17 protein-coding genes are annotated in these 20,012 nt (G+C 64.4%); 9 read left to right on the forward strand and 8 right to left on the reverse strand.

The window, feature by feature from the left end:
* Positions 1-387: 387 nt before the first annotated feature.
* The 4 genes from BM315_RS12450 (at position 388) to BM315_RS12465 (ending at position 4,878) form a co-directional block, all read left to right on the forward strand.
* Entirely contained in the window at positions 388-1,785 is a 1,398-nt protein-coding gene (locus BM315_RS12450; protein WP_090501394.1) for an enolase C-terminal domain-like protein, read from the forward strand.
* A gap of 32 nt (positions 1,786-1,817) precedes the next feature.
* The gene (locus BM315_RS12455) at positions 1,818-2,792 is read left to right on the forward strand and encodes a tripartite tricarboxylate transporter substrate binding protein (RefSeq protein WP_090501396.1); all 975 of its coding nucleotides are present in this window, start codon (positions 1,818-1,820) and stop codon (positions 2,790-2,792) included.
* A gap of 61 nt (positions 2,793-2,853) precedes the next feature.
* On the forward strand, positions 2,854-3,345 hold the full coding sequence (locus tag BM315_RS12460) for a tripartite tricarboxylate transporter TctB family protein (RefSeq protein ID WP_090501398.1): 492 nt from the start codon (positions 2,854-2,856) through the stop codon (positions 3,343-3,345).
* Positions 3,346-3,357: 12 nt separating this feature from the next.
* On the forward strand, positions 3,358-4,878 hold the full coding sequence (locus BM315_RS12465) for a tripartite tricarboxylate transporter permease (protein ID WP_090501400.1): 1,521 nt from the start codon (positions 3,358-3,360) through the stop codon (positions 4,876-4,878).
* Between the two features lie 207 nt (positions 4,879-5,085).
* Here BM315_RS12465 and BM315_RS12470 read toward each other — a convergent pair whose 3' ends face one another.
* The 5 genes from BM315_RS12470 to BM315_RS12490 form a co-directional block, all read right to left on the reverse strand.
* Complete coding sequence (locus BM315_RS12470) at positions 5,086-6,243, reverse strand: L-talarate/galactarate dehydratase (protein WP_090501402.1); 1,158 nt, start codon at positions 6,241-6,243, stop codon at positions 5,086-5,088.
* Between the two features lie 313 nt (positions 6,244-6,556).
* A complete protein-coding gene (locus BM315_RS12475; protein WP_090501404.1) occupies positions 6,557-7,771 on the reverse strand; it encodes a pyridoxal phosphate-dependent aminotransferase in 1,215 nt (404 codons plus the stop codon).
* Positions 7,768-8,403 carry an RraA family protein gene (locus BM315_RS12480; protein ID WP_090501406.1) on the reverse strand — a complete coding sequence of 212 codons (636 nt, stop codon included), beginning with the start codon at positions 8,401-8,403 and terminating at the stop codon, positions 7,768-7,770. The genes BM315_RS12475 and BM315_RS12480 overlap by 4 nt, the downstream gene beginning before the upstream one ends.
* Entirely contained in the window at positions 8,400-9,065 is a 666-nt protein-coding gene (locus BM315_RS12485; RefSeq protein ID WP_090501408.1) for an RraA family protein, read from the reverse strand. The genes BM315_RS12480 and BM315_RS12485 overlap by 4 nt, the downstream gene beginning before the upstream one ends.
* Positions 9,065-9,730, reverse strand: coding sequence for an RraA family protein (locus tag BM315_RS12490; RefSeq protein WP_090501410.1), 666 nt, complete (start codon positions 9,728-9,730; stop codon positions 9,065-9,067). Before BM315_RS12490 ends, BM315_RS12485 begins: the two co-directional genes overlap by 1 nt.
* Positions 9,731-9,835: 105 nt before the next feature.
* Here BM315_RS12490 and BM315_RS12495 point away from each other — a divergent pair, with 105 nt between their 5' ends.
* From BM315_RS12495 to BM315_RS12505, 3 genes are all read left to right on the forward strand, one after another.
* On the forward strand, positions 9,836-10,747 hold the full coding sequence (locus BM315_RS12495) for a LysR family transcriptional regulator (protein ID WP_090501412.1): 912 nt from the start codon (positions 9,836-9,838) through the stop codon (positions 10,745-10,747).
* A gap of 101 nt (positions 10,748-10,848) precedes the next feature.
* The gene (locus BM315_RS12500; RefSeq protein ID WP_090501414.1) at positions 10,849-11,667 is read left to right on the forward strand and encodes an alpha/beta fold hydrolase; all 819 of its coding nucleotides are present in this window, start codon (positions 10,849-10,851) and stop codon (positions 11,665-11,667) included.
* A gap of 156 nt (positions 11,668-11,823) precedes the next feature.
* Positions 11,824-13,278: an alanine/glycine:cation symporter family protein gene (locus BM315_RS12505; protein ID WP_090501416.1), complete on the forward strand. Its 1,455-nt coding sequence runs from the start codon at positions 11,824-11,826 to the stop codon at positions 13,276-13,278.
* Between the two features lie 250 nt (positions 13,279-13,528).
* Here BM315_RS12505 and BM315_RS12510 read toward each other — a convergent pair whose 3' ends face one another.
* Positions 13,529-14,575: a LacI family DNA-binding transcriptional regulator gene (locus BM315_RS12510; RefSeq protein WP_090501418.1), complete on the reverse strand. Its 1,047-nt coding sequence runs from the start codon at positions 14,573-14,575 to the stop codon at positions 13,529-13,531.
* 212 nt (positions 14,576-14,787) lie between these two features.
* The gene (locus BM315_RS12515; protein WP_090501420.1) at positions 14,788-15,543 is read right to left on the reverse strand and encodes a FadR/GntR family transcriptional regulator; all 756 of its coding nucleotides are present in this window, start codon (positions 15,541-15,543) and stop codon (positions 14,788-14,790) included.
* Positions 15,544-16,070: 527 nt separating this feature from the next.
* Here BM315_RS12515 and BM315_RS12520 point away from each other — a divergent pair.
* Positions 16,071-16,283 carry a hypothetical protein gene (locus BM315_RS12520; protein ID WP_090501422.1) on the forward strand — a complete coding sequence of 71 codons (213 nt, stop codon included), beginning with the start codon at positions 16,071-16,073 and terminating at the stop codon, positions 16,281-16,283.
* A 52-nt stretch (positions 16,284-16,335) separates the two neighbouring features.
* On the opposite strand, the gene BM315_RS12525 is transcribed toward BM315_RS12520, so the two are convergent.
* A complete protein-coding gene (locus BM315_RS12525; RefSeq protein ID WP_090501424.1) occupies positions 16,336-17,811 on the reverse strand; it encodes a helicase HerA-like domain-containing protein in 1,476 nt (491 codons plus the stop codon).
* A gap of 129 nt (positions 17,812-17,940) precedes the next feature.
* Here BM315_RS12525 and BM315_RS12530 point away from each other — a divergent pair, with 129 nt between their 5' ends.
* A complete protein-coding gene (locus tag BM315_RS12530; RefSeq protein WP_090501426.1) occupies positions 17,941-19,818 on the forward strand; it encodes a methyl-accepting chemotaxis protein in 1,878 nt (625 codons plus the stop codon).
* The last annotated feature ends 194 nt before the right edge of the window (positions 19,819-20,012 follow it).

The raw sequence follows: 20,012 nt of genomic DNA on the forward strand, positions 1-20,012 counted from the left end.
TGATAATCCGCTCAAGTTATACGACAACGTATGACATCTCTAAAAACAAAAAATCAGGCCCCGCCATGATTACGAAGACCAAGGCTTGCATGCCTTCCTACTGTTTATCCGCCACCATCACCGGTGGCCAATGCGCGCACCTGCGGCATCCGCTGCCGTCCCGGCGTATCGCTGAAACCCAGCAAGCTCATGTCTTGCATGCTCGAGCAAGAGTGCGGGCCTGTCATCCTGCCGCCCCGGCACAATCACGGCGGCCTGCAAACGCGCAGACCTTCGACCGTTCTTGCGTCAGCGCCCTGAGCGCAATCGGCGCTGCAACGCCAGGCCATCAGGCGGCGACTACTGCAACTCGACGCCATAGCGCCCAGCCACAGGAGCATCCTGGCAATGATTGAGCGAGCGCTTACGACAACCCCAGTCGTGCTGGACATGCAGGTCATCCCGGTCGCCGGTCACGACAGCATGCTGCTCAACCTGTGCGGCGCCCATGCGCCCTACTTCACCCGCAACCTGGTCATCCTCAAGGACAGCGCCGGACACACCGGCTGCGGCGAAGTGCCGGGCGGCGAAGGCATTCGCCAGGCCCTGGAGCGCTGCCGCGACCTGGTGATCGGCCAGCCGGTCGGCCGCTACAACCGCGTGCTCAACCGCCTGCGCCAGGCCATCGCCGGGCCAGCCAAGGGGCCGCAGACCAGCCAGCACCAGGTCACCTCGGCAGCCGAGGCGCGGGTACTCAAGCAGCCGCACGAGATCAACCTGCGCCTGGACAACGTGATCACCGCGGTGGAAGCCGCCCTGCTCGACCTGCTCGGCCAGCACCTCGAAGTGCCGGTGGCCGAACTGCTCGGCAGCGGCCAGCAGCGCGACCGCGTGCCGATGCTCGCCTACCTCTTCTATATAGGCGAGCGTCAGCGCAGCGACCTGCCCTACCTGGCCGGCCGGGGCTCAGCCGACGACTGGCACCACCTGCGCCACCAGGCCGCCATGACGCCCGCAGCCATCGCCCGCCTGGCCGAGGCCGCGCACGCCCGCTACGGCTTTAGCGACTTCAAGCTGAAAGGCGGGGTGATGCGCGGCGCCGAGGAGATGGACGCGATCCGCGCGATCAAGACCAACTTCCCCGACGCCCGCGTCACCCTCGACCCCAATGGCGCCTGGTCGCTGGCCGAGGCCATCGAACTGTGCCAGGGCCAGAGCCATCTGCTGGCCTATGCCGAAGATCCCTGCGGCCCGGAGCACGGCTATTCCGGCCGCGAGATCATGGCCGAATTCAAGCGCGCCACCGGCATTCCCACCGCCACCAACATGGTCGCCACCGACTGGCGGCAGATGGGTCACTCGCTACGCCTGGAGGCGGTCGACATCCCGCTGGCCGACCCGCACTTCTGGACCATGCAGGGCGCCGTGCGCCTCGGCCAGGTGTGCGAGGAATTCGGCCTGACCTGGGGCTCGCATTCGAACAACCACTTCGACATTTCCCTGGCCATGTTCACCCACGCCGCGGCCGCCGTGCCGGGCCGCATCACCGCCATCGACACCCACTGGATCTGGCAGGAAGGCGAGGAACGCCTGACCCGCGAACCGCTGCAGATCGTCGGCGGCCAGGTCGCGGTGCCGGACCGGCCCGGTCTCGGCATCGAACCCGACATGCCGCGGATCATGGCCGCCCACGAGCTGTACAAGAAGGTAGCCAGCGGCGCACGCGACGACGCCATGGCCATGCAATACCTGGTGCCAGGCTGGCAGTACCACCCGAAACGCCCCAGCCTCGGCCGCGACAACTGAAGCACCCTGTCCTCAACCCCCGGAGAACTCCAATGAAAAAAACAATCCGCGCCTCCCTGCTCTCTGCCCTGGTCGGCATGGGCGCCCTCAGCGCCCAGTCGGCTGTCGCCGCCGACGTCAACTGGCCGACCCGCCCGGTGCAGGTGGTGGTGATCGCCAACCCCGGCGGCGACACCGACTTCAACGCGCGCATGATGGCCAAGTACTTCAACCAGATCACCGGCAAGAACATGGTGGTGACCAACGTCGCCGGCGGCGGCGGCACCCTCGCCGCCGAGCAGGTCAAAGGCGCCGCTGCCGATGGCAACACCATCCTCTTCACCCACACCGGCCAGCTGATCGTCAACGAGGTGGCCGGCCTGTCCGAGGACAGCTTCGAGGCCTTCGACATTGCCTGCATCGCCGGCGTGGACAAGGGCGCCATCTTCGTCGCCAGCCAGGACGCCGGGATCAAGACCCTGCAGGAGCTGGTCGACAAGGCCAAGGCCAACCCGGGCAGCATCAGCTACGGCACCGAGATGGGCAGCTTCTCGCATATCCAGGGCCTGATGTTCGAACAGCTGGCCGGGGTGAAGCTGAAGATGGTCGACGCCGGCACCGTGTCGGAGAAAGTCGTCGCCCTGCTCGGCGGCCGCATCGACCTGGGCGCCATCAGCTACGGTTCGGTACAGGACTACGTGCAAGGCGGGCAGATGGCCGCCCTCGGTCAGCCCAACAGCGAGCGCAACGAGCTGCTCGGCGACGTGCCGACCTTCAAGGAGCAGAGCGTCGACTTCACCATCGACAAGCCCTATGTGGTGGCTTTCCCGAAAGGCACCGACCCGGCCATCGTGCAAAAAATGGCCGGCATCATGCAGCAGATCACCGAGATGCCCGAGTACGCCGAGGAGCTGAAGAAGTCCTTCAAGCAACCGGTGGCCTATCATGACACCGAAGAAGCCATCGCCGTGTTGAGCAAGACCCGCGACGACTTCATGCAGTACAAGGACGTCCTGCGCGCCAAGTAACAGTTGACGCCGGCCGGCCCGAATCCCGGCCGGCGCCCTGCCCCACCCCTGAGGTTCCACGATGGCTACCACCAAGAAGAAGGAGCTGCTGATCGGCATCGCCATGCTCGGCACCGGTCTCGGCTACCTGTTAATGACCAGCCAGCTGCCGCGCCACGACGGCATCGACGCGGCCTTCGTACCCAGCCTGCTGTCGTCCCTGCTCTGCCTGCTCGGCGTGCTGCAACTGCTGAGCGTGCGCCACTGCTCCCAGGCCGTGACGGAGTATCACCCCGACGCCGAGGCCGACACCCCGCAAGGCGGCAGCGACATCAAGACAGTGGTCAAGACCCTGGCCCTGATCGTCGGCTATATCGCCCTGCTCAGCCCGATCGGCTTTCCGCTCATGACTGCGATCTACCTCTACCTGCAGTTCATCGTGCTCACCCCCGTCGACCACAGGGTCAACCACCTCGCCTATGCGCTGATCGCCCTGGTCACCTCGGCCATCACCTACCTACTGTTCCGCGAGGCCTTCGATCTGATGCTGCCTTCCGGACTGCTGCCGTTCTAAGGAGGATCGACCATGCTCGAATTACTGCAGCAAGGCTTCGGCGCCGTTTTCTCGCTCAACATCATGCTGCTGATGGTGATCGGCGTCGCCGTCGGCATCGTCTTCGGCGCGGTGCCTGGCCTGTCGGCGACCATGGCTGTGGCCCTGTGCCTGCCGCTGACCTTCACCATGGGCCCGCAGGCCGGCCTGTCGCTGCTGGTCGCGCTGTTTATCGGCGCCACCTCGGGCGGGCTGATCTCGGCGATCCTGCTGAAGATTCCCGGCACGCCCTCGTCCATCGCCACGGTGTTCGACGGCGGCCCGCTGATGGAACAGGGCCATGGCGTCAAGGCCCTCGGCGTCGGCATCGTGTTCTCCTTCCTCGGCACCATCTTCAGCATCGCCGCGCTGATGTTCATCGCCCCGCAACTGGCCAAGGTGGCGCTGCGCTTCGGCCCGCACGAATACTTCGCCATCGCGGTGTTCTCCCTGACCCTGATCGCCACCCTGTCCGCCGGCTCGATGGTCAAGGGCCTGTTCGCCGGCGCCCTGGGCTTCGCCGTGTCCACCGTCGGCATCGCCCCGGTGGAGGCGATCCGTCGCTTCACCTTCGACGTCGCCGAGCTCAACGGCGGCTTCGCCATGCTCACCGTGATGATCGGCATGTTCGCCGTCGCCGAGATCATCAAGGTGGCCGAGAGCGGCCGCCACGCCCACCAAGGCAAGGCCAAGTCGGTGAGCATGAAGAACATCAAGGGCTTCGGTTTCTCGCTCAGGGAGTTCCGCGAGCAGCTGCCCAACGCCGGGCGTTCCGGCCTGATCGGCCTGGGTATCGGCATCCTCCCGGGCATCGGCGCCGGCACCTCCAATCTGGTCGCCTACATCATCTCGAAGAAGCGCGCGAAGAACCCGGAAACCTATGGCAAGGGCAATATCGGCGGCATCGTCGCCAGCGAGACGGCCAACAACGCCGGCATCGGCGGCGCCATGCTGCCGCTGATGACCCTGGGCATTCCCGGCGACACCGTCACCGCGATCCTGCTCGGCGGCTTCCTGATCCACGGCATCCAGCCCGGCCCGCTGCTGTTCATCAGCCAGGGACCGCTGGTGTACACCATCTTCGCCGCGCTGATCGTTGCCACCGTGCTGATGCTGTTCATGGAGTTCTACGGCCTGCGCCTGTTCATCAAGCTGCTCGACGTGCCCAAGCACATCCTCCTGCCGATCATCCTGGTGCTCTGCGTGGTCGGTGCCTTCGGCCTGTCCAGCCGCCTGTTCGACGTCTGGTCGATACTAGTCTTCGGTCTGCTCGGCTACGTCTTCGTCAAGGCCGGCATGCCGGCGGCGCCGTTCATCATCGGCTTCATCCTCGGGCCGATGGCGGAAACCAACCTGCGCCGCGGCCTGATGCTGTCGGACGGCAACTTCGTCGCCTTCCTCGGCAACCCCATCGCCGCCACCTTCCTCGGCCTGGCCCTGGCCTTTGTGCTGTGGCAGGTGTACAGCGCCCTGCGGCCGAAGAAGAGCGCGATCAACGAAATCCTGCGTACCTGACCCCTCGCCCCTCCTCCCCCTCTCCCTCCGGGAGAGGGCTGGGGGGCACCCCCTGCCCCCCGCAAAAGCCTACAACTTGCCTAACGCCTGGCTCGTAGGGTGCGCCTTGCGCACCAGCCGTTCGCCGCCGGAGTGGGGCGCACGACCGAGGCGCGCCCCTACCCATTGCAGCTACTGCGACGCGGCCTGAGCCTGTGCAACGGCCTGCTATGCGCGCTGGCCCACCTCGGCCTGCTGCACCGTCCAGCCGGCTACCCGCTCGCTCAGGCTGAGCCCCAGCCCAGGGCGATTCGGCACCAGCATGCGCCCGGCGCGGATCTCCAGACGCTCCTCGAACAGCGGCTCCAGCCACTCGAAATGCTCGACCCAGGGCTCGCGCGTGTGGCTGGCCGCCAGGTGCACATGCAGCTCCATGGCGAAGTGCGGCGCCAGGGTCATGCCGGCCTGCTCGGCCAAGGTCTGGATACGCAGATAAGGGGTGATACCGCCAACCCGCGGCGCATCCGGCATGAGGAAATCGGCGGCCCCCTGGCGGATGAACTCCCAGTGCTCGGCCGGGCTGGTGAGCATCTCGCCGGTGGCGATCGGCGTGTCGAACTGGCGCACCAGCTCGGCGTGGCCCTCGGCGTCGTAGCAATCCAGCGGCTCCTCGATCCAGATCAGGTCGAAGGTTTCCAGGCGCCGGCACATGCGTCGCGCGGAGGGCCGATCCCACTGCTGGTTGGCATCGACCATCAGCGGGAAGGTTTCCCCCAGATGCTTACGCACCGAACTGACCCGATGCAGATCCAGCGCCCAGTCCGGCTGGCCGACCTTGAGCTTGATGCCGCCGATGCCCTTCTCGCGGGAGCTGTCGGTGTTCTTCAGCAACTGATCGAGCGGCGTGTGCAGAAAACCACCGGAGGTGTTGTAGCAACGCACCGAATCGCGCTGGGCACCGAGCAGGCGTGCCAGCGACAGGCCGGCGCGGCGCGCCTTGAGGTCCCACAGGGCGACGTCGAAGGCGCCGATGGCCTGGGTCGCCAGGCCGCTGCGGCCCACCGAGGCCCCGGCCCAGCACAACTTGTCCCACAGCCTGGCGATATCGCTGGGGTTCTCGCCGATCAGGTTGGGCGCCACCTCCAGGGCATGGGCGAACTGCCCGGCGCCGCCGGCGCGCTTGGAATAGCTGAAGCCCAGACCCTGGTGGCCGTCGCGGGTCTCGATCTCGGCGATCAGGATGGCGATCTCGGTCATCGGCTTCTGCCGGCCGGTGAGCACCTTGGCATCGCTGATCGGATTGGCCAGCGGCAATGCCACCGAACGCAGGCGCAGCCAGGCGATGCGGTCGTCGTCGGCGCAGGTGATGGTGGGTTGGTCGTTCATGGAACCTCCTCGGGATGGAATCCGACGACCCGCCAGGCCAAGCCCTGATTGCGCGATCAGGCTCGGCCAAAGGCCGCCGGAAAAATGGACAGCCCGAATCAGCCTACGATGATTGCGCAATCATTCAAGATCGTTCACAGCAAATCTTCGGGAGGGGTTGGCAGGATGCCGTTTAGTGGCGACGGGCAGGGAACAGTCAAAAGGCGACATTCAGAATCCCTCGCAGAATCTGAACCCGTCAGGCAGACAATCTCGAGCCACATCATAAGATGTGGCAGCCCTTTACTTATAAAAGGCGGGCTGCCCTTTTCCACTATCGAACGTAATGACAGAACTGCTGAATCGCCTCACAAGCTTTCTTCAGTGACGCGTCATCCAGCGCATAGGCGATGCGTATATAGCCCGCCAGGCCGAAGGCGCTGCCCGGCACCACCGCCACATTGGCTTCATCCAACAGGGCGTGGGCGACGTCCTCGTCGCTGATCAGGGCGCGACCGCCCGGCGACACCTTGCCGAGCAGCGCGGAGCAGTCGGCGAAAGCATAGAACGCGCCTTCCGGCAGGGCGCAGTGCAGGCCGGGGGTGTCGTTGAGCATGGCCACCATGAAATCGCGGCGACGCTGGAACACTTTGCGGCTCTCATGGAGAAAGTCCTTCGGCCCGCGCAGGGCGGCCATCGCCGCATGCTGGGAAATAGAGCAGGCACCGGAGGTCTGTTGGCCCTGCAGCTTCTCCATGGCCTCCAGCAGCCAGCGCGGGCCGGTGGCGAAGCCGATGCGCCAGCCGGTCATGGCGTAGGCCTTGGACACCCCGTTCATGGTCAGGGTGCGCTCGGCCAAGCGTGGTTCGACCTGAGCCAGGGTATGGAATTGCTGCCCGTCGAAGATCAGGTGCTCGTAGATGTCGTCGGAGAGGATCAGCATCTGAGGATGCTCCAGCAGCACCTCGGCCAGGGCGCGCAGCTCTTCGCGGCTGTACACCGCGCCGGTGGGGTTAGATGGCGAGTTGAGGATCAGCCAACGGGTATCCGGGCCGATGGCTTCGCGCAATGCCTCTGCCGTCAGCTTGAAGCCGCTGTCGGCTCCGCAGCTGACAATGCGCGAACGGCCGCCGCAGAGCTGCACCATCTCCGGATAGCTGACCCAGTAAGGCGCGGGGATGATGACCTCGTCGCCCTCGTTCAGGGTGGCGGCCAGGGCGTTGTAGATCACCTGTTTGCCACCGCTGCTGACCTGGGTGTCTTCCCAGTTCACTGCCAGGCCATTTTCGTCGCGGTACTTGGCGGCGACGGCCTCGCGCAGGGCGCGCAACCCCGCCACCTGGGTATAGCGGGTGTGGCCGGCCTCTATCGCCGCGATAGCGGCCTGGCGGATGTGCTCCGGGGTGTCGAAGTCCGGCTCTCCGGCGCACAGCGAGATGATGCTGGCGCCTTGCGCGCGGCGTGCGGCGACACGATCAATGATTCGATAAGTGGCTGAGGGCTGAGCAGCCGCAAGGTGCCGATTAAGGCTTTGAAAGTTGCGGCTCATTGAGCCACCTCCTGGCGTTTGAGGCCCATCAGCTCGACAGTAGTGCGGCCTTCGCGCAGGGCGTCCATCATCCGCGTCTCCTTAGTGAAACGTGCCATGCCATCGACTAATGTGCGCTCCACCTCGGCCTGGGGAATGATCACGATGCCGTCATCGTCGGCCACCAGCAGATCGCCAGCAACAACCTGAGCACCGTTGAAGGGAATGGGCTCACCAACCGAGGGGGCAGTGGCCTTGATCGTGCCCTTCACCGATACGCCACGGGCGAACACCGGAAAGCCCAGCTTTTCCATGGCTTGGATATCGCGCACTCCGCCGTCGATCACCAGACCGACCACGCCTGCGGCCTGAGCGGCGACGGTCAGCACCTCGCCCCAATAGCCGGCGATGAAATTGCCGGTACTCACCACCAACACGCTGCCTTTCGGCGCTCGTTCCAGGGCCAGATGCAGGGCCAGGTTGTCGCCCGGCGAACACTCCAAAGGGTAGGCCGGCGCGGCGATAAAGGCACCACGCCAGATCGGACGGATTGCCGGGTCCACGGCGGTCGGTAGGCCGGAGGCCTCGTACAGGGTGGAGCTGCCAAGCGCCTTGGCGCGCGGGGCTACAGCTTCGATGTTGTAGAGGCTCATTGAGCTTTCCTCTGCAGGTTGTGATAACCGAGCGCGGCCCGGGCTTCTTTCAAGGTCTTGCCGTTGGCGATCTGCTCGCGGATCTGCGCTTCGATCTTTTCGATCTGGTGGGCGCATTCGGCTACCTCGCGAGCCCGCTGGCGCGGCACCACCACCACTCCGTTGGCATCGGCAACCACGATGTCGCGGGGGCAGGCCCGCGCGCCGCCGATGCTCACCGGTTGGTTCACCGCCACCACCTCGACGCGGTCCTTGCCGGTGCGCATAAAACGACCCCTGGTGAACAGCGGATAGCCTTCGCCGAGGGCCTTGTTAACGTCGCGGCAGACGCCGTCGATCACGGTGCCGGCGATGCCGCGCACCAGGGCGTACTGGGTCATGATGTCGCCCCATACGGTGCAGTCGGTGCGCCCGCCGTTGGCAATCAACAGCATGTCGCCGGGCGCCACCTCGTCGATGAAATCGCCCACGGTGCCGGGCGGGGTGCTGGCACTGACGTACTGCGCGGTGAAGGCCGGGCCGACGGTGACCTGCGGGTAATCGGTCAGCGGCGCGATATCCAGGCACTGCCCGGGCAGGCCCAGTTTGTCCATGGCATCGGACACGGCCGGGGTATCAAGGCCCTCGAACAGGGCGACCAGTTCTTTGTCTTCCAGGTTCATCAGGCTTGCTCCGCGTTGATCGCTTCGAACTGGCTGTCGTGCATTACGCTCTCCACCGAGCGTCCGGCCCGGACGGCTTCAACCATCCCTGCCTGGCGACGGTCGATGCGTTCGGCCAGATCGAGGACCTTGTCGATGGTTTCGGCAGGCACGAAAACCGTGCCGCACTCGTCGGCGATCACGTAGTCGTCTTCCTTAACCGTCACCCCGGCCATGCTCACGGCGCAGCCGGCATCCACCTGCACCAGGCGATTGCGCGCGCTGATCATGGTTATGCCGCGGCCGAATACCGGGTAACCGATGTCTTCGCTGCCCTTGATATCGCGGCTGAAACCGTCGATCACCGAGCCACGAATACCCTTCTGGCGCGAGGCGTTAGCGAGGATGTCGCCCCAACTGGAGATGCCAGCCACGCCGCCGGCGATCACCAGCACGCGGTCATCGGTCTCGATACGCGCCACCACCGGGGTGATCAGGTGCACCGTTGGCGCTGCGTCCTGTTTGGGAGCCAGCTGTACGGTGCTGGCGCGGCCGACGATCTTCGGGCAGTTCCACAGTGGGCGCAGGCCGGCAGTGGCACCGGGTAGGCCGAGAAAATCCAGCGCGTCGGACACCGTGTTGGTGTCCAGCGCAGACAAGCGATTCAAGGGAGAAGATGCATTCATGGGAAGCGGACCTGGTTGTTTGGAGGCCCGAGTATCGACAGGGGCTTTCCATAGGTATATTCCTATTAACCTAATGCTTTCATACGTCCAACCTATGGAAAAACCATGATCAACTTCCGCCTGATCCGGCACCTCTGGCTGTTCCTCGCGGTGGCCGAGGAACAGAGCTTCAGCCGCGCGGCCAAGCGCCTGGGCATGTCGCAGCCGCCGCTGACCGAGCAGATCCAGATCCTCGAGCATGCGTTGAAAATCAAGCTGTTCGAGCGCTCACGGCAGGGCGCAAAGTTGACTCCGGCGGGGTCGGCCATCCTGCCCTCCGTGCGTAAATTCGCCGAGCAGTTGGGGCGTCTCGAACTGGCGGTGCTGGAGGCGGTTTCCGGTCAGGCCGGTGTGCTGACCATCGGTGCCATCACCAACGCCATGATCGATGTGCTGCCGCCGCTGATTGACCGTTTCAAGACGGAGCACCCGCAGATCACCGTGGCCGTGCGCGAGATCGACAGTGCCGAAGCCATCCCCGCCCTGGAGTCCGGCGATATCGACCTAGCCTTCGCCCGCCTGGAAGGCAACCTCGGCAAGAACCTGCGCTGCGTAGCGCTGACCGAGGATCGCCTGGCGGTCGCCGTCCCCCGCGACCACCCGCTCGCTTCGCGCGCTCGCCTGACCCTGGCCAACCTAGTGGACGAGCCGCTGGTGATGTCCTCGCGCCAGGTCAGCCCGAACTACTTCGATTACCTGATCGGCGTGTGCAAGGCCAATGGCCTCTCCCCACGGGTGCTGCACGAAGTGCGTTCGGTGACCTCGCAGATCGCCTTCGTCAGCTGCGGCCAGGGCGTGGCGCTGGTGCCCGCCTCGATGAAAAAGCTGGCGCCGGACAACGTGATACTCAAGCCGCTGACGCCCAAACTTAGCGTGGTGACCACCGCAGCCGTGTGGAATAGCGCGCGAGCCAATCCGTTGGTGGATGCGCTGGTGGCGCTATTAGCCGTCAATACCCTAGTCGCCGCCGTTCCATAGGTTCAGCATATGGATGGCTTACTGGATTAGGAATTTACAGAAGGGTCGACCCGCTCGAGAGTACGGCAACCGCGCAGCCATCTGTCCCAGGAGTGAAAGACGTGTCCACTCAGCAAGAATTCTCCCGCGCCCTTGTGCCGCTGAACGTCGATGGCGTCGACCTCACAGTCGCGGCCCTGCATCGCGGCGGCGACCAGGCGCCCATCGTCTTCCTCCATGGCTTCGGCTCGACCAAGGAGGACTATGCCGACATCGTGCGCTATGCCGCCTTCAACGGGCATCCGTTCCTCGCCTACGATGCGCCCGGCTGTGGTGAAACCTCCTGTTCCGACCTCGCGCGCATCGGCATTCCCTTTCTGCTGAAGACCGCCCTGGCGATGCTGGAGCACTTCGGCATCCGGCGCTTCCACCTGGTCGGCCACTCCATGGGCGGCCTCACCGCGCTGATGCTGGCCCACCAGCATCCTGAGCGGGTGCTGAGCTTCGTCGATATCGAAGGCAACATCGCCCCGGAAGACTGCTTTCTCAGCCGGCAGATCCATGACTACGCCCGGGAAGACGCCAGGCGTTTCTTCGCCGACTTTATCGAACGCACCCGCCATGCCCCGGCCTACGCCAGCGCGTTGTACGCCGCCAGTCTGCGTCATAAGGTGCGCGCCGGCGCGGTGCGCGGCATCTTCGAGTCGATGGTGGCGCTGTCCGACCACGGCGAACTGATGGACAAGTTCCTCGCGCTGCCCTGCCCACGCATGTTCATGTACGGCGAGCAGAACGCCTCGCTGTCCTATCTGGCCTACATCAAGAGCCAGGGCGTGCACTTGGCGGAAATCCGCAACTGCGGGCACTTCCCCATGTATTCCAATCCGACTGCCATGTGGGAGCGCATTGCCCACCTGCAGCGCTTGAGCGCCGAAACCTGATCGCTAGCGCTGCGTCCCGCGATAGAACGCCTACCCCGAAGTCCCTATAACGCCGCCGGCCAGTGCATGTGCCGGCCAGCGGCGACCTGTGCGCTTGCCTGCCGGCAAGGCGCTTGTGCACACCCTCGAAACAACAAGACATAGAGAGGTAACACCATGCTCGATCTCCTCAACGACCTGCTCTGGGGCAAGGTCCTTATCGTCACCCTAGTCGGTCTCGGCCTCTACTTCACAGTCGCCTCGCGATTCGTCCAGGTGCGCTATTTCGGCAGCATGTTCAGCATCTTCGCCCAGGCCTTCCAGCGCCAGAAGGGCCAGCTCAGTTCCTTCCAGGCCTTGATGCTTTCGGTTGCCGGACGCGTCGGTGCCGGCAACATCGCCGGTGTGGCGGTGGCCATCACCCTGGGTGGCCCGGGGGCAGTGTTCTGGATGTGGCTGGTGGCCCTGCTGGGCATGGCCACCAGCTTCTTCGAGTGCTCGCTGGCGCAGCTGTACAAGCGCCGTGAGGCCGATGGCACCTATCGCGGTGGTCCCGCCTTCTACATTCTCCACGGCCTCGGTCAACGCTGGCTGGCGGTCGTCTTCTCGGTCCTGCTGCTGGTGACCTTCGGTTTCGGCTTCAACGCGCTGCAGGCCTACACCGTGGCCAATTCGCTGCATGACACCTTCGGCATTTCCACCCGGTTGAGCGGCATCGCCGTCGCGGTGGTGATCAGCCTGATCGTATTCGGCGGCATCAAACGCATCGCCAAGAGCGCCGACATCCTGGTACCGATAATGGCCCTGTCCTACATCTTAATGGCCCTGGTGGTGATCGGCATGAACCTCGAAGCGGTGCCTGCCACCCTCGCACTCATCGTCAAGAGCGCCTTCGGCCTCGAGCCAGCCTTCGCCGGCGGCATCGGCGCAGCCATCCTGATGGGCGTCAAGCGTGGGTTGTTCTCCAACGAAGCCGGCCTGGGCAGTGCGCCGAACGTGGCAGCCATTGCCGAGGTCAAGCACCCGGCCGCCCAGGGTATCGTGCAGTCCCTCAGCGTGTTCATCGACACCCTGCTGATCTGCACCAGCACCGCCCTGATCATCCTGCTCTCGGGCATTTACCAACCAGGCAGCGAAGTGGCCGGCGTGGTGCTTACCCAAAGCGCCATGGCTGCGGTGGTCGGCGAGTGGGGCCGGGTATTCGTCAGCCTGGCGCTGCTGCTCTTCGTCTTCACCACCCTGGTCTACAACTACTACCTGGGCGAGAACGCGCTGCACTTCTTCAGCGAGAAACGCCTGCCGCTGCTGGCCTATCGCGCCCTGGTGATCGTCCTGGTGCTATGGGGTTCGACGCAGGACCTGTCCACCGTATTCGCCTTCGCCGATGTCACCATGGGCCTGCTGGCCGTGGTCAACCTACTCGCGCTGACCCTGCTGTTCAAAGTCGGGTTGAGGGTGATGCGCGATTACGACGATCAGTTCAAGGCGGGTATCAAGGTCCCGGTACTGGACCCTAGTCGCTTTGCCGACCTCGATCTGGATCCGAGCGTTTGGCCAGCAGTACATGCTAAAGCCCAGAAGACATCACCAAGTCAGACCAGCCCTGACACTCTAGTTGCTAAACGGAGCTGATATTAAAGTTGCTGGCACGGCTGACTTCAGGCTGCGCCAAAGAGTGGTCACAGGTGAACTATAGGGGCGGTAGCCACCCATGCGCTGCCTGTGACCACCCTGAATTTTGATACGCCCCGACTATCTATATTGGGTCGGCTGCTGCCGATCACGATAGGCCGTTTTCTGTTTTGCCCTCCTCGCCCCCTTATCGATCAAGTCGCATACAAACGCTCACTGCCCAGGCAACCACGCCTATGCATCCCGACAATCACCCACTCCCCCGCTCGATCACTTCGAAGCCCACATCCAAGCGCAACGGCTGACGCGCCAGCGCCGGCTCGGCGATACGCGCCAGCAGCGCTTCGGCGATGGCGCGGCCGATGCGCGGGCCGTCGATGCGTACGGTGGACAGCGGCGGATGGGTATGCGCCGCGCAGGACAGATCACCGAAGCCCATCACCGCCAAATCTTCCGGCACCCGCAGGCCGCGGCTGGCGGCCTCGGCCAGCACGCCCTGGGCGAGTGTGTCGGAACTACACACCACCACCTCGCCGGCGCTGCCGGCCTGTAGCAGGCGAGCGAGCCCTGCGCGTCCCACCTCCAGGGTTGCCGGTGCCGGCAGGATCTGCGCCGCCAGCAGCTCGACACCCTGCTGCGCCAGGGCCTGGGCCAGGCTGCGGTAGCGGCGCAGCCCGCGCGGATCGTCGAGGCTGAGTACCGACACACGTCGATAGCCCTTGCCCAGCAGGTAGCTCGCCAGCGCCTGACCCACCGCTTCGTGGGAGAAGCCCACCAGCATGTCCAGCGGGCGCTCGCACAGGTCCCAAGCCTCCACCAGCGGGATGCCGACGCGCACCAGGCGCTGGCGACTGGCCTGGGTGTGCTCGGTGCCGGTCAGCACGATGCCGTCCGGCCGACGCCCCAGCACCGCCTCGAGCAACGCCTCTTCCTGCTGCGGGTCGTAGCCGGTCAGGCCCAGCAGGGTCTGGTAACCGGCGGCGGCCAGGCGTTCGGTGAGCGCCTGCACGGTATCGGCGAAGATCGAGTTGGCGATGGTCGGCAGGAAGACCGCCACCAGTCGACTGCGGCTGGAGGCCAGGGCCCCGGCGGCGAGGTTGGGCACGTAGCCGGTGGCGCGTACCGCCTCCAGCACCCGCCTGCGCGTGTCGGCGCTGACCACCTCGGGGCGCCCTAGCGCACGGGACACGGTGATGGGCGAAACGCCGGCCACCTTGGCCACGTCGATCAGCGTGGGACTCGGGACGCCTTGCAGACGATCAGGTGAGGGCGATTCCCTAGTCGATTTTCTTGCCATGGGTGATCCCGGAATATCGGCTAAGCGGGTGGATGCGATGGCGTCTCACGCCGACGCTGTCGGTGAGCGGAACCCACATCACGCGGGGGCTTTGCCAGTGGCAATAATCGAACGGGTGCTTGATCCATGAACAGAACGCCTGATCGCCCGCGCCCGACAAACGACCGAGCTGCTGCTCCAGCACAGCCAGCGCGACGGCACTGCCAGGGCACTCAACCGTGCAGCGCCTGCGCTTCCGCCGCTTCATGGGCCTGACGCAGGCGTTCGCGGCTGTTGGTCAGGTGCAGGCGCATGGCCGCGCGGGCCGCATCGGAATCCTGGCGGGCGATCGCCTCGAGGATCTGCTCGTGCTCGCGGCTCAGGCGGGCCATGTAGTTCTGCTGGTCATCTTGGGCGATCCGCGCCGAATTCAAGCGGGTGCGCGGAATGATACTGGTACCCAGGTGGCTCATGATGTCGGTGAAGTAGCGATTGCCGGTGGCCTCGGCGATCAGCAGGTGGAACTGGAAGTCAGACGCCACCGCATCGCCGGAGTGGGTGACGTTCTGGCTCAAGGCATCCAGGGCCTCACGCATGGACGTCAGCTGCTCGGCACTGCGTCGTTGTGCGGCCAACCCCGCCGACTCGACCTCGAGACTGATGCGCAACTCGAGAATCGCCAGTACATCGCGCAGGGTGACGATGGTCGCCGGGTCGATGCGAAAACCGCTGGGGCTCGGCGTATCCAGCACGAAGGTGCCAATACCGTGGCGGGTTTCCACCAGGCCAGCCGCCTGCAAGCGCGACAGCGCCTCGCGCACCACGGTGCGGCTGACGCCCTGCTCTTCCATGATTGCCGACTCGGTCGGCAACTTGTCGCCGCGTTTGATCACACCGTCACGAATCCGCTGGGACAGCTCGGTCACCAATTCCTGGGCCAGGCTGCGATGCTTTCTGCGTACGCGCGGAGGGCTGTTCTGAGTGTCCATATCGGGAGTCTTTCTCGGCTGACGACTAGGCTGCCATCATATCCCAGCAGTTGTACGATGACACCTCTCATCACGCACCGGCCCTATGCAGCAACGACCTCGGCGCACCAGATCAACCTGGAAACTCCGCCCAGGATCAGCGACACAGCTTGAGCGTTGAGATTGCATAGCCATGTATTACTGTCCATTGATCAACAATCTGCCGTCGACAACAAAATGAACCCGGCTTGCCTATTCAATATCGGACAAGACTGAATATTGCCCCCCTCTTCTCCAGTGCGCTTGAGCACCTCTAGACATTTAACCAGTGTTGACCATAATTGCATTCAGCTGTATTCAATGACGAATCTGCGAACACCCGATCAACTAAACCAAGTATTTGTTTTAAAAGAATATTCAATCAAATACATGAAGTACGTTCGCCAATCGTACTCGTCATTGCCACAGCCACCAGATTGATGACCGTAGCAGTAAGGCCGCCGCCTTACGTTGTCATCGCACTACTCTTCAAGACCATGGGAAATCACGTGACGAAAGACGAACTGCGCGCCGAACTCGAGTGCCAGGCGCAGCGTTACATGGATGTACAAGGCGGAGAAATCATTACTTACGCCGCTCAACCGGATCCCGAGCGCAAGCCCTGGCGCAAGAAGGCCAGCCTGCTTGACCAAGCCTTCGAAAAAGAAATCGAAAAGATCGAGAAAGACCTGCACGCCAAACCCGACGAGCACAGCGGCTGACCGATCCCTGCAGAAAGGCTCTGCAGGGGCAACTCGATTCAACGGCGCTACGTCATCGCCCCTTGCCGCCCAGCAACGACCCCAGCAGACCGCGCACCAACTGCCGACCAAGCTGGTTGGCGGCCTGGCGGACGGCGCTTTTCATCACCTGGCCGGCCAGGCCGCCGAGCATGTCGCCGATGCCGCCTGCGGGGTTCGCTTTGCTTGGCTGCTGCTCAGCCGCCTCGGCACTGGCTTGCGCGGCACGGGCGCTGAGCAGTTCGTAGGCCGACTCGCGGTCGACCGCTTTGTCGTAACGCCCGGCCAGCGGCGACTGGCGAATCAGGGCCGCGCGCTCGCTCTCGCTCAACGGGCCAATGCGCGACTGTGGCGGCGCGATGGCCACGCGCTGGACCATGGCCGGCGTGCCTTTCTCCTCCAGGGTGCCGACCAGGGCCTCGCCGATGCCCAGCTCGGTCAGGGTGGCCAGGGTATCGAGCGCGGGATTGGGGCGGAAACCGTCGGCCACCGCGCGCAGGGCCTTCTGCTCCCGGGTGGTGAAGGCGCGCAGGCCGTGCTGAATGCGCAGGCCAAGCTGGGCCAGCACGTCATCGGGCAGGTCACTGGGCGACTGGGTGACGAAGTAGACGCCGACGCCTTTCGAGCGGATCAACCGCACCACCTGTTCCAGGCGTTCCTGCAGGGCTTTCGGGGTGTCGGCGAACAGCAGGTGCGCCTCGTCGAAGAACAGCGCCAGCAGCGGCTTGTCGGCATCGCCGCGCTCCGGCAACTGCTCGAACAACTCGGCCAGCAACCACAGCAGAAAGGTCGCGTAGACCTTCGGCGCCTCGTGCACCAGGCGGCTGGCGTCGAGCAGATGAATGCGCCCGCGACCGTCGCGATCCGGCTGCAGAATGTCCTCCAGCTGCAACGCCGGCTCGCCGAACAGGGCCTCGGCGCCTTGCTGCTCGAGGCTCGACAGGCGGCGCAATAGGGCCTGGGAAGAGGTATTGGTGAACAGCGCGCTGTCCTCGCCGAGCACCGCCGGATTGCTCTTCAGGTAGGCCAGCAGGGCTTTCAGGTCTTTCAGGTCGAGCAACAGCAGTCCTTCACGATCCGCCACCTTGAACGCCGCATAGAGGGCGGCCTGCTGACTGTCGGTCAACTCCAGCAAGGCCCCGAGCAACAGCGGCCCCATCTCGCTGAGGGTGGTACGCAGCGGATGACCGCTCTGGCCATGGATATCCCATAAGGTAACCGGATAGGCCGTCGGCCGGTGCGCCAGCCAGGGCATGCTGGCGATGCGCTCGGCCACCTTGCCCTGCGGTGCGCCGACGGCGCCGAGGCCGCACAGGTCGCCCTTCACGTCCGCGGCGAACACCGCCACACCGGCATCGCTGAACTCCTCCACCAGGCGCTGCAGGGTCACCGTCTTGCCGGTGCCGGTCGCCCCGGCCACCAGGCCATGACGATTGGCCAGACGCAACAGCTGGCCGAGGGGTTGACCGCCAAGATCGGCGCCAAGAACCAACTGGGTTACTGCAGGCATCTATATGTCTCCTGAGTTAAAGCTTTGCTCGCGCCATGCCGACATAATTGCTGACGCCGATTTGCCGGCGCTACCTGTGCCGTGCACCAGCCCAAGACTGGTTCCAGACCTTACCGGACGCAAGAAGCCATGAATAATAATTTGAAATTCAGTCACAAGATTCTTCTGGCCGCCTCGCTGGTAGTAATCGCCGCCTTCTCCCTGTTCACCCTGTACAACGACTACCTGCAACGCAATGCGATCCGCGCGGATCTGGAAAATTACCTGCAGGAAATGGGCGGCGTCACCGCCAGCAATATCCAGAACTGGCTGTCGGGGCGCATCCTGCTGGTGGAAAGCGCCGCCCAGTCGCTTGCCAGGAACAGCGAACCCGAGCAGGTCATCGGCCTGCTGGAGCAGAAAGCCCTGACCTCGACCTTCGCCTTCAGCTACCTGGGCAGCGCAGATGGTGCCTTCACCATGCGCCCGGACGAGAAGATGCCGGACGGCTACGACCCGCGCAGCCGTCCCTGGTACAAGGACGCCATGGCTGCCGGCGCCACCACCCTCACCGAACCCTACGTGGATGCGGCCACCGGTGCGCTGATCATCACCATCGCCACCCCGGCCAAGCCCGCTGGCGTAGTCGGCGGCGACCTGAGCCTGAAGACCCTGGTCGACATCATCAATTCGCTGGACTTCGACGGCATCGGTTACGCCTTTCTGGTCAGTGCCGACGGCAAGATCCTGGTGCACCCGGACCAGAGCCTGGTGATGAAAAGCCTCGGCGACGTCTTCCCCGGGAACACCCCGCGGATTGACAGCACGCTCAGCGAGGCCGATGCCAACGGCCAGACCCGCATCCTCACCTTCGCCCCGGTCAAGGGCCTGCCCTCGGTCGACTGGTACGTCGGCCTGTCCATCGACAAAGACAAGGCCTACGCCATGCTCAGCGAGTTTCGCGCCTCGGCCATGGTCGCCACCCTGATCGCGGTGGTGCTGATCATCCTCCTGCTGAGCATGCTGATCCGCCTGCTGCTGCAACCGCTGACCGTGATGGGCAAAGCCATGCAGGACATCGCCCAGGGCGATGGCGACCTGACCAAGCGCCTGACGATCCACTCCAACGACGAATTCGGCGCCCTGGGCAAAGCCTTCAACCAGTTCGTCGAGCGGATTCACGGCTCGATCCGCGAAGTGTCCTCGGCCACCCATCGGGTCAACGAGGTGGCCAAGCTGGTGGTGGGCGCCTCCAACTCCTCGATGATCAACTCCGACGAACAGGCCAGCCGTACCAACAGCGTGGCCGCCGCGATCAACCAACTGGGTGCCGCCGCCCAGGAAATCGCACGCAACGCCGCGGACGCCTCGACCCAGGCCTCCGATGCACGGCAACAGGCCGAGGATGGCCGCCAGGTGGTGGAGAAGACCATCCAGGCGATGAACGACCTGTCCGGCAAGATCCGCACCTCCTGCGGCCACATCGAAACCCTGAACGGCAAGACGGTGAACATCGGCCAGATTCTCGAGGTGATCAAGAGCATCTCCCAGCAGACCAACCTGCTCGCGCTCAACGCCGCCATCGAAGCGGCCCGTGCTGGCGAGGCCGGCCGTGGTTTCGCCGTGGTCGCCGACGAGGTACGCAACCTGGCCCACCGCACCCAGGAATCGGCGCAGGAAATCGAGACGATGATCGAGGAACTGCAGGTCGGCTCGCGCGAGTCGGTCACCACCATGACCGAGAGCCAGCGCTACAGCGAGGAAAGCGTGCTGATCGCCAACCAGGCCGGCGAACGCCTGGGCGGCGTGACCCTGCGCATCGGCGAGATCGACGGCATGAACCAGTCGGTGGCCACCGCCACCGAGGAACAGACCTCGGTGATCGAGTCGCTGAACATGGACATCACCGAGATCAACACCCTCAACCAGGATGGCGTGGTAAACCTGCAGGCCACCCTGCGCGCCTGCGGCGACCTGGAACAACAGGCCTCGCGCCTCAAGCTGCTGGTCGACAGTTTCCGCATCTGAAACCGCCGATAGCAAGAAGGGCGCCCATTCGGCGCCCTTTTCCATGGCAATGTCCCCGTTATCTGTTGAGCCAGATCACAACCTCGTGGGAGGGGCTTTAGCCGCGAAACATTGTCAGTATTTCGAAGATTTTCGCGGATGAAGCGCAACGCCGCCCGGACGCTCCCACATAAACGTTATCTCTCATGCAACAG

It is taken from the genome of Pseudomonas borbori (assembly GCF_900115555.1).
Taxonomy (GTDB): domain Bacteria; phylum Pseudomonadota; class Gammaproteobacteria; order Pseudomonadales; family Pseudomonadaceae; genus Aquipseudomonas; species Aquipseudomonas borbori.

What these genes read in the sequence shown, in the direction of transcription:
- BM315_RS12480 (WP_090501406.1), bottom strand. Translation starts at nt 8,403, where the DNA reads ATGAGCCTCTACAACATCGAAGCTGTAGCCCCGCGCGCCAAGGCGCTT.
- BM315_RS12490 (WP_090501410.1), bottom strand. Translation starts at nt 9,730, where the DNA reads ATGAATGCATCTTCTCCCTTGAATCGCTTGTCTGCGCTGGACACCAAC.
- BM315_RS12505 (WP_090501416.1), top strand. Translation starts at nt 11,824, where the DNA reads ATGCTCGATCTCCTCAACGACCTGCTCTGGGGCAAGGTCCTTATCGTC.
- BM315_RS12455 (WP_090501396.1), top strand. Translation starts at nt 1,818, where the DNA reads ATGAAAAAAACAATCCGCGCCTCCCTGCTCTCTGCCCTGGTCGGCATG.
- BM315_RS12450 (WP_090501394.1), top strand. Translation starts at nt 388, where the DNA reads ATGATTGAGCGAGCGCTTACGACAACCCCAGTCGTGCTGGACATGCAG.
- BM315_RS12485 (WP_090501408.1), bottom strand. Translation starts at nt 9,065, where the DNA reads ATGAACCTGGAAGACAAAGAACTGGTCGCCCTGTTCGAGGGCCTTGAT.
- BM315_RS12530 (WP_090501426.1), top strand. Translation starts at nt 17,941, where the DNA reads ATGAATAATAATTTGAAATTCAGTCACAAGATTCTTCTGGCCGCCTCG.
- BM315_RS12465 (WP_090501400.1), top strand. Translation starts at nt 3,358, where the DNA reads ATGCTCGAATTACTGCAGCAAGGCTTCGGCGCCGTTTTCTCGCTCAAC.
- BM315_RS12525 (WP_090501424.1), bottom strand. Translation starts at nt 17,811, where the DNA reads ATGCCTGCAGTAACCCAGTTGGTTCTTGGCGCCGATCTTGGCGGTCAA.
- BM315_RS12470 (WP_090501402.1), bottom strand. Translation starts at nt 6,243, where the DNA reads ATGAACGACCAACCCACCATCACCTGCGCCGACGACGACCGCATCGCC.
- BM315_RS12510 (WP_090501418.1), bottom strand. Translation starts at nt 14,575, where the DNA reads ATGGCAAGAAAATCGACTAGGGAATCGCCCTCACCTGATCGTCTGCAA.
- BM315_RS12460 (WP_090501398.1), top strand. Translation starts at nt 2,854, where the DNA reads ATGGCTACCACCAAGAAGAAGGAGCTGCTGATCGGCATCGCCATGCTC.
- BM315_RS12515 (WP_090501420.1), bottom strand. Translation starts at nt 15,543, where the DNA reads ATGGACACTCAGAACAGCCCTCCGCGCGTACGCAGAAAGCATCGCAGC.
- BM315_RS12475 (WP_090501404.1), bottom strand. Translation starts at nt 7,771, where the DNA reads ATGAGCCGCAACTTTCAAAGCCTTAATCGGCACCTTGCGGCTGCTCAG.
- BM315_RS12495 (WP_090501412.1), top strand. Translation starts at nt 9,836, where the DNA reads ATGATCAACTTCCGCCTGATCCGGCACCTCTGGCTGTTCCTCGCGGTG.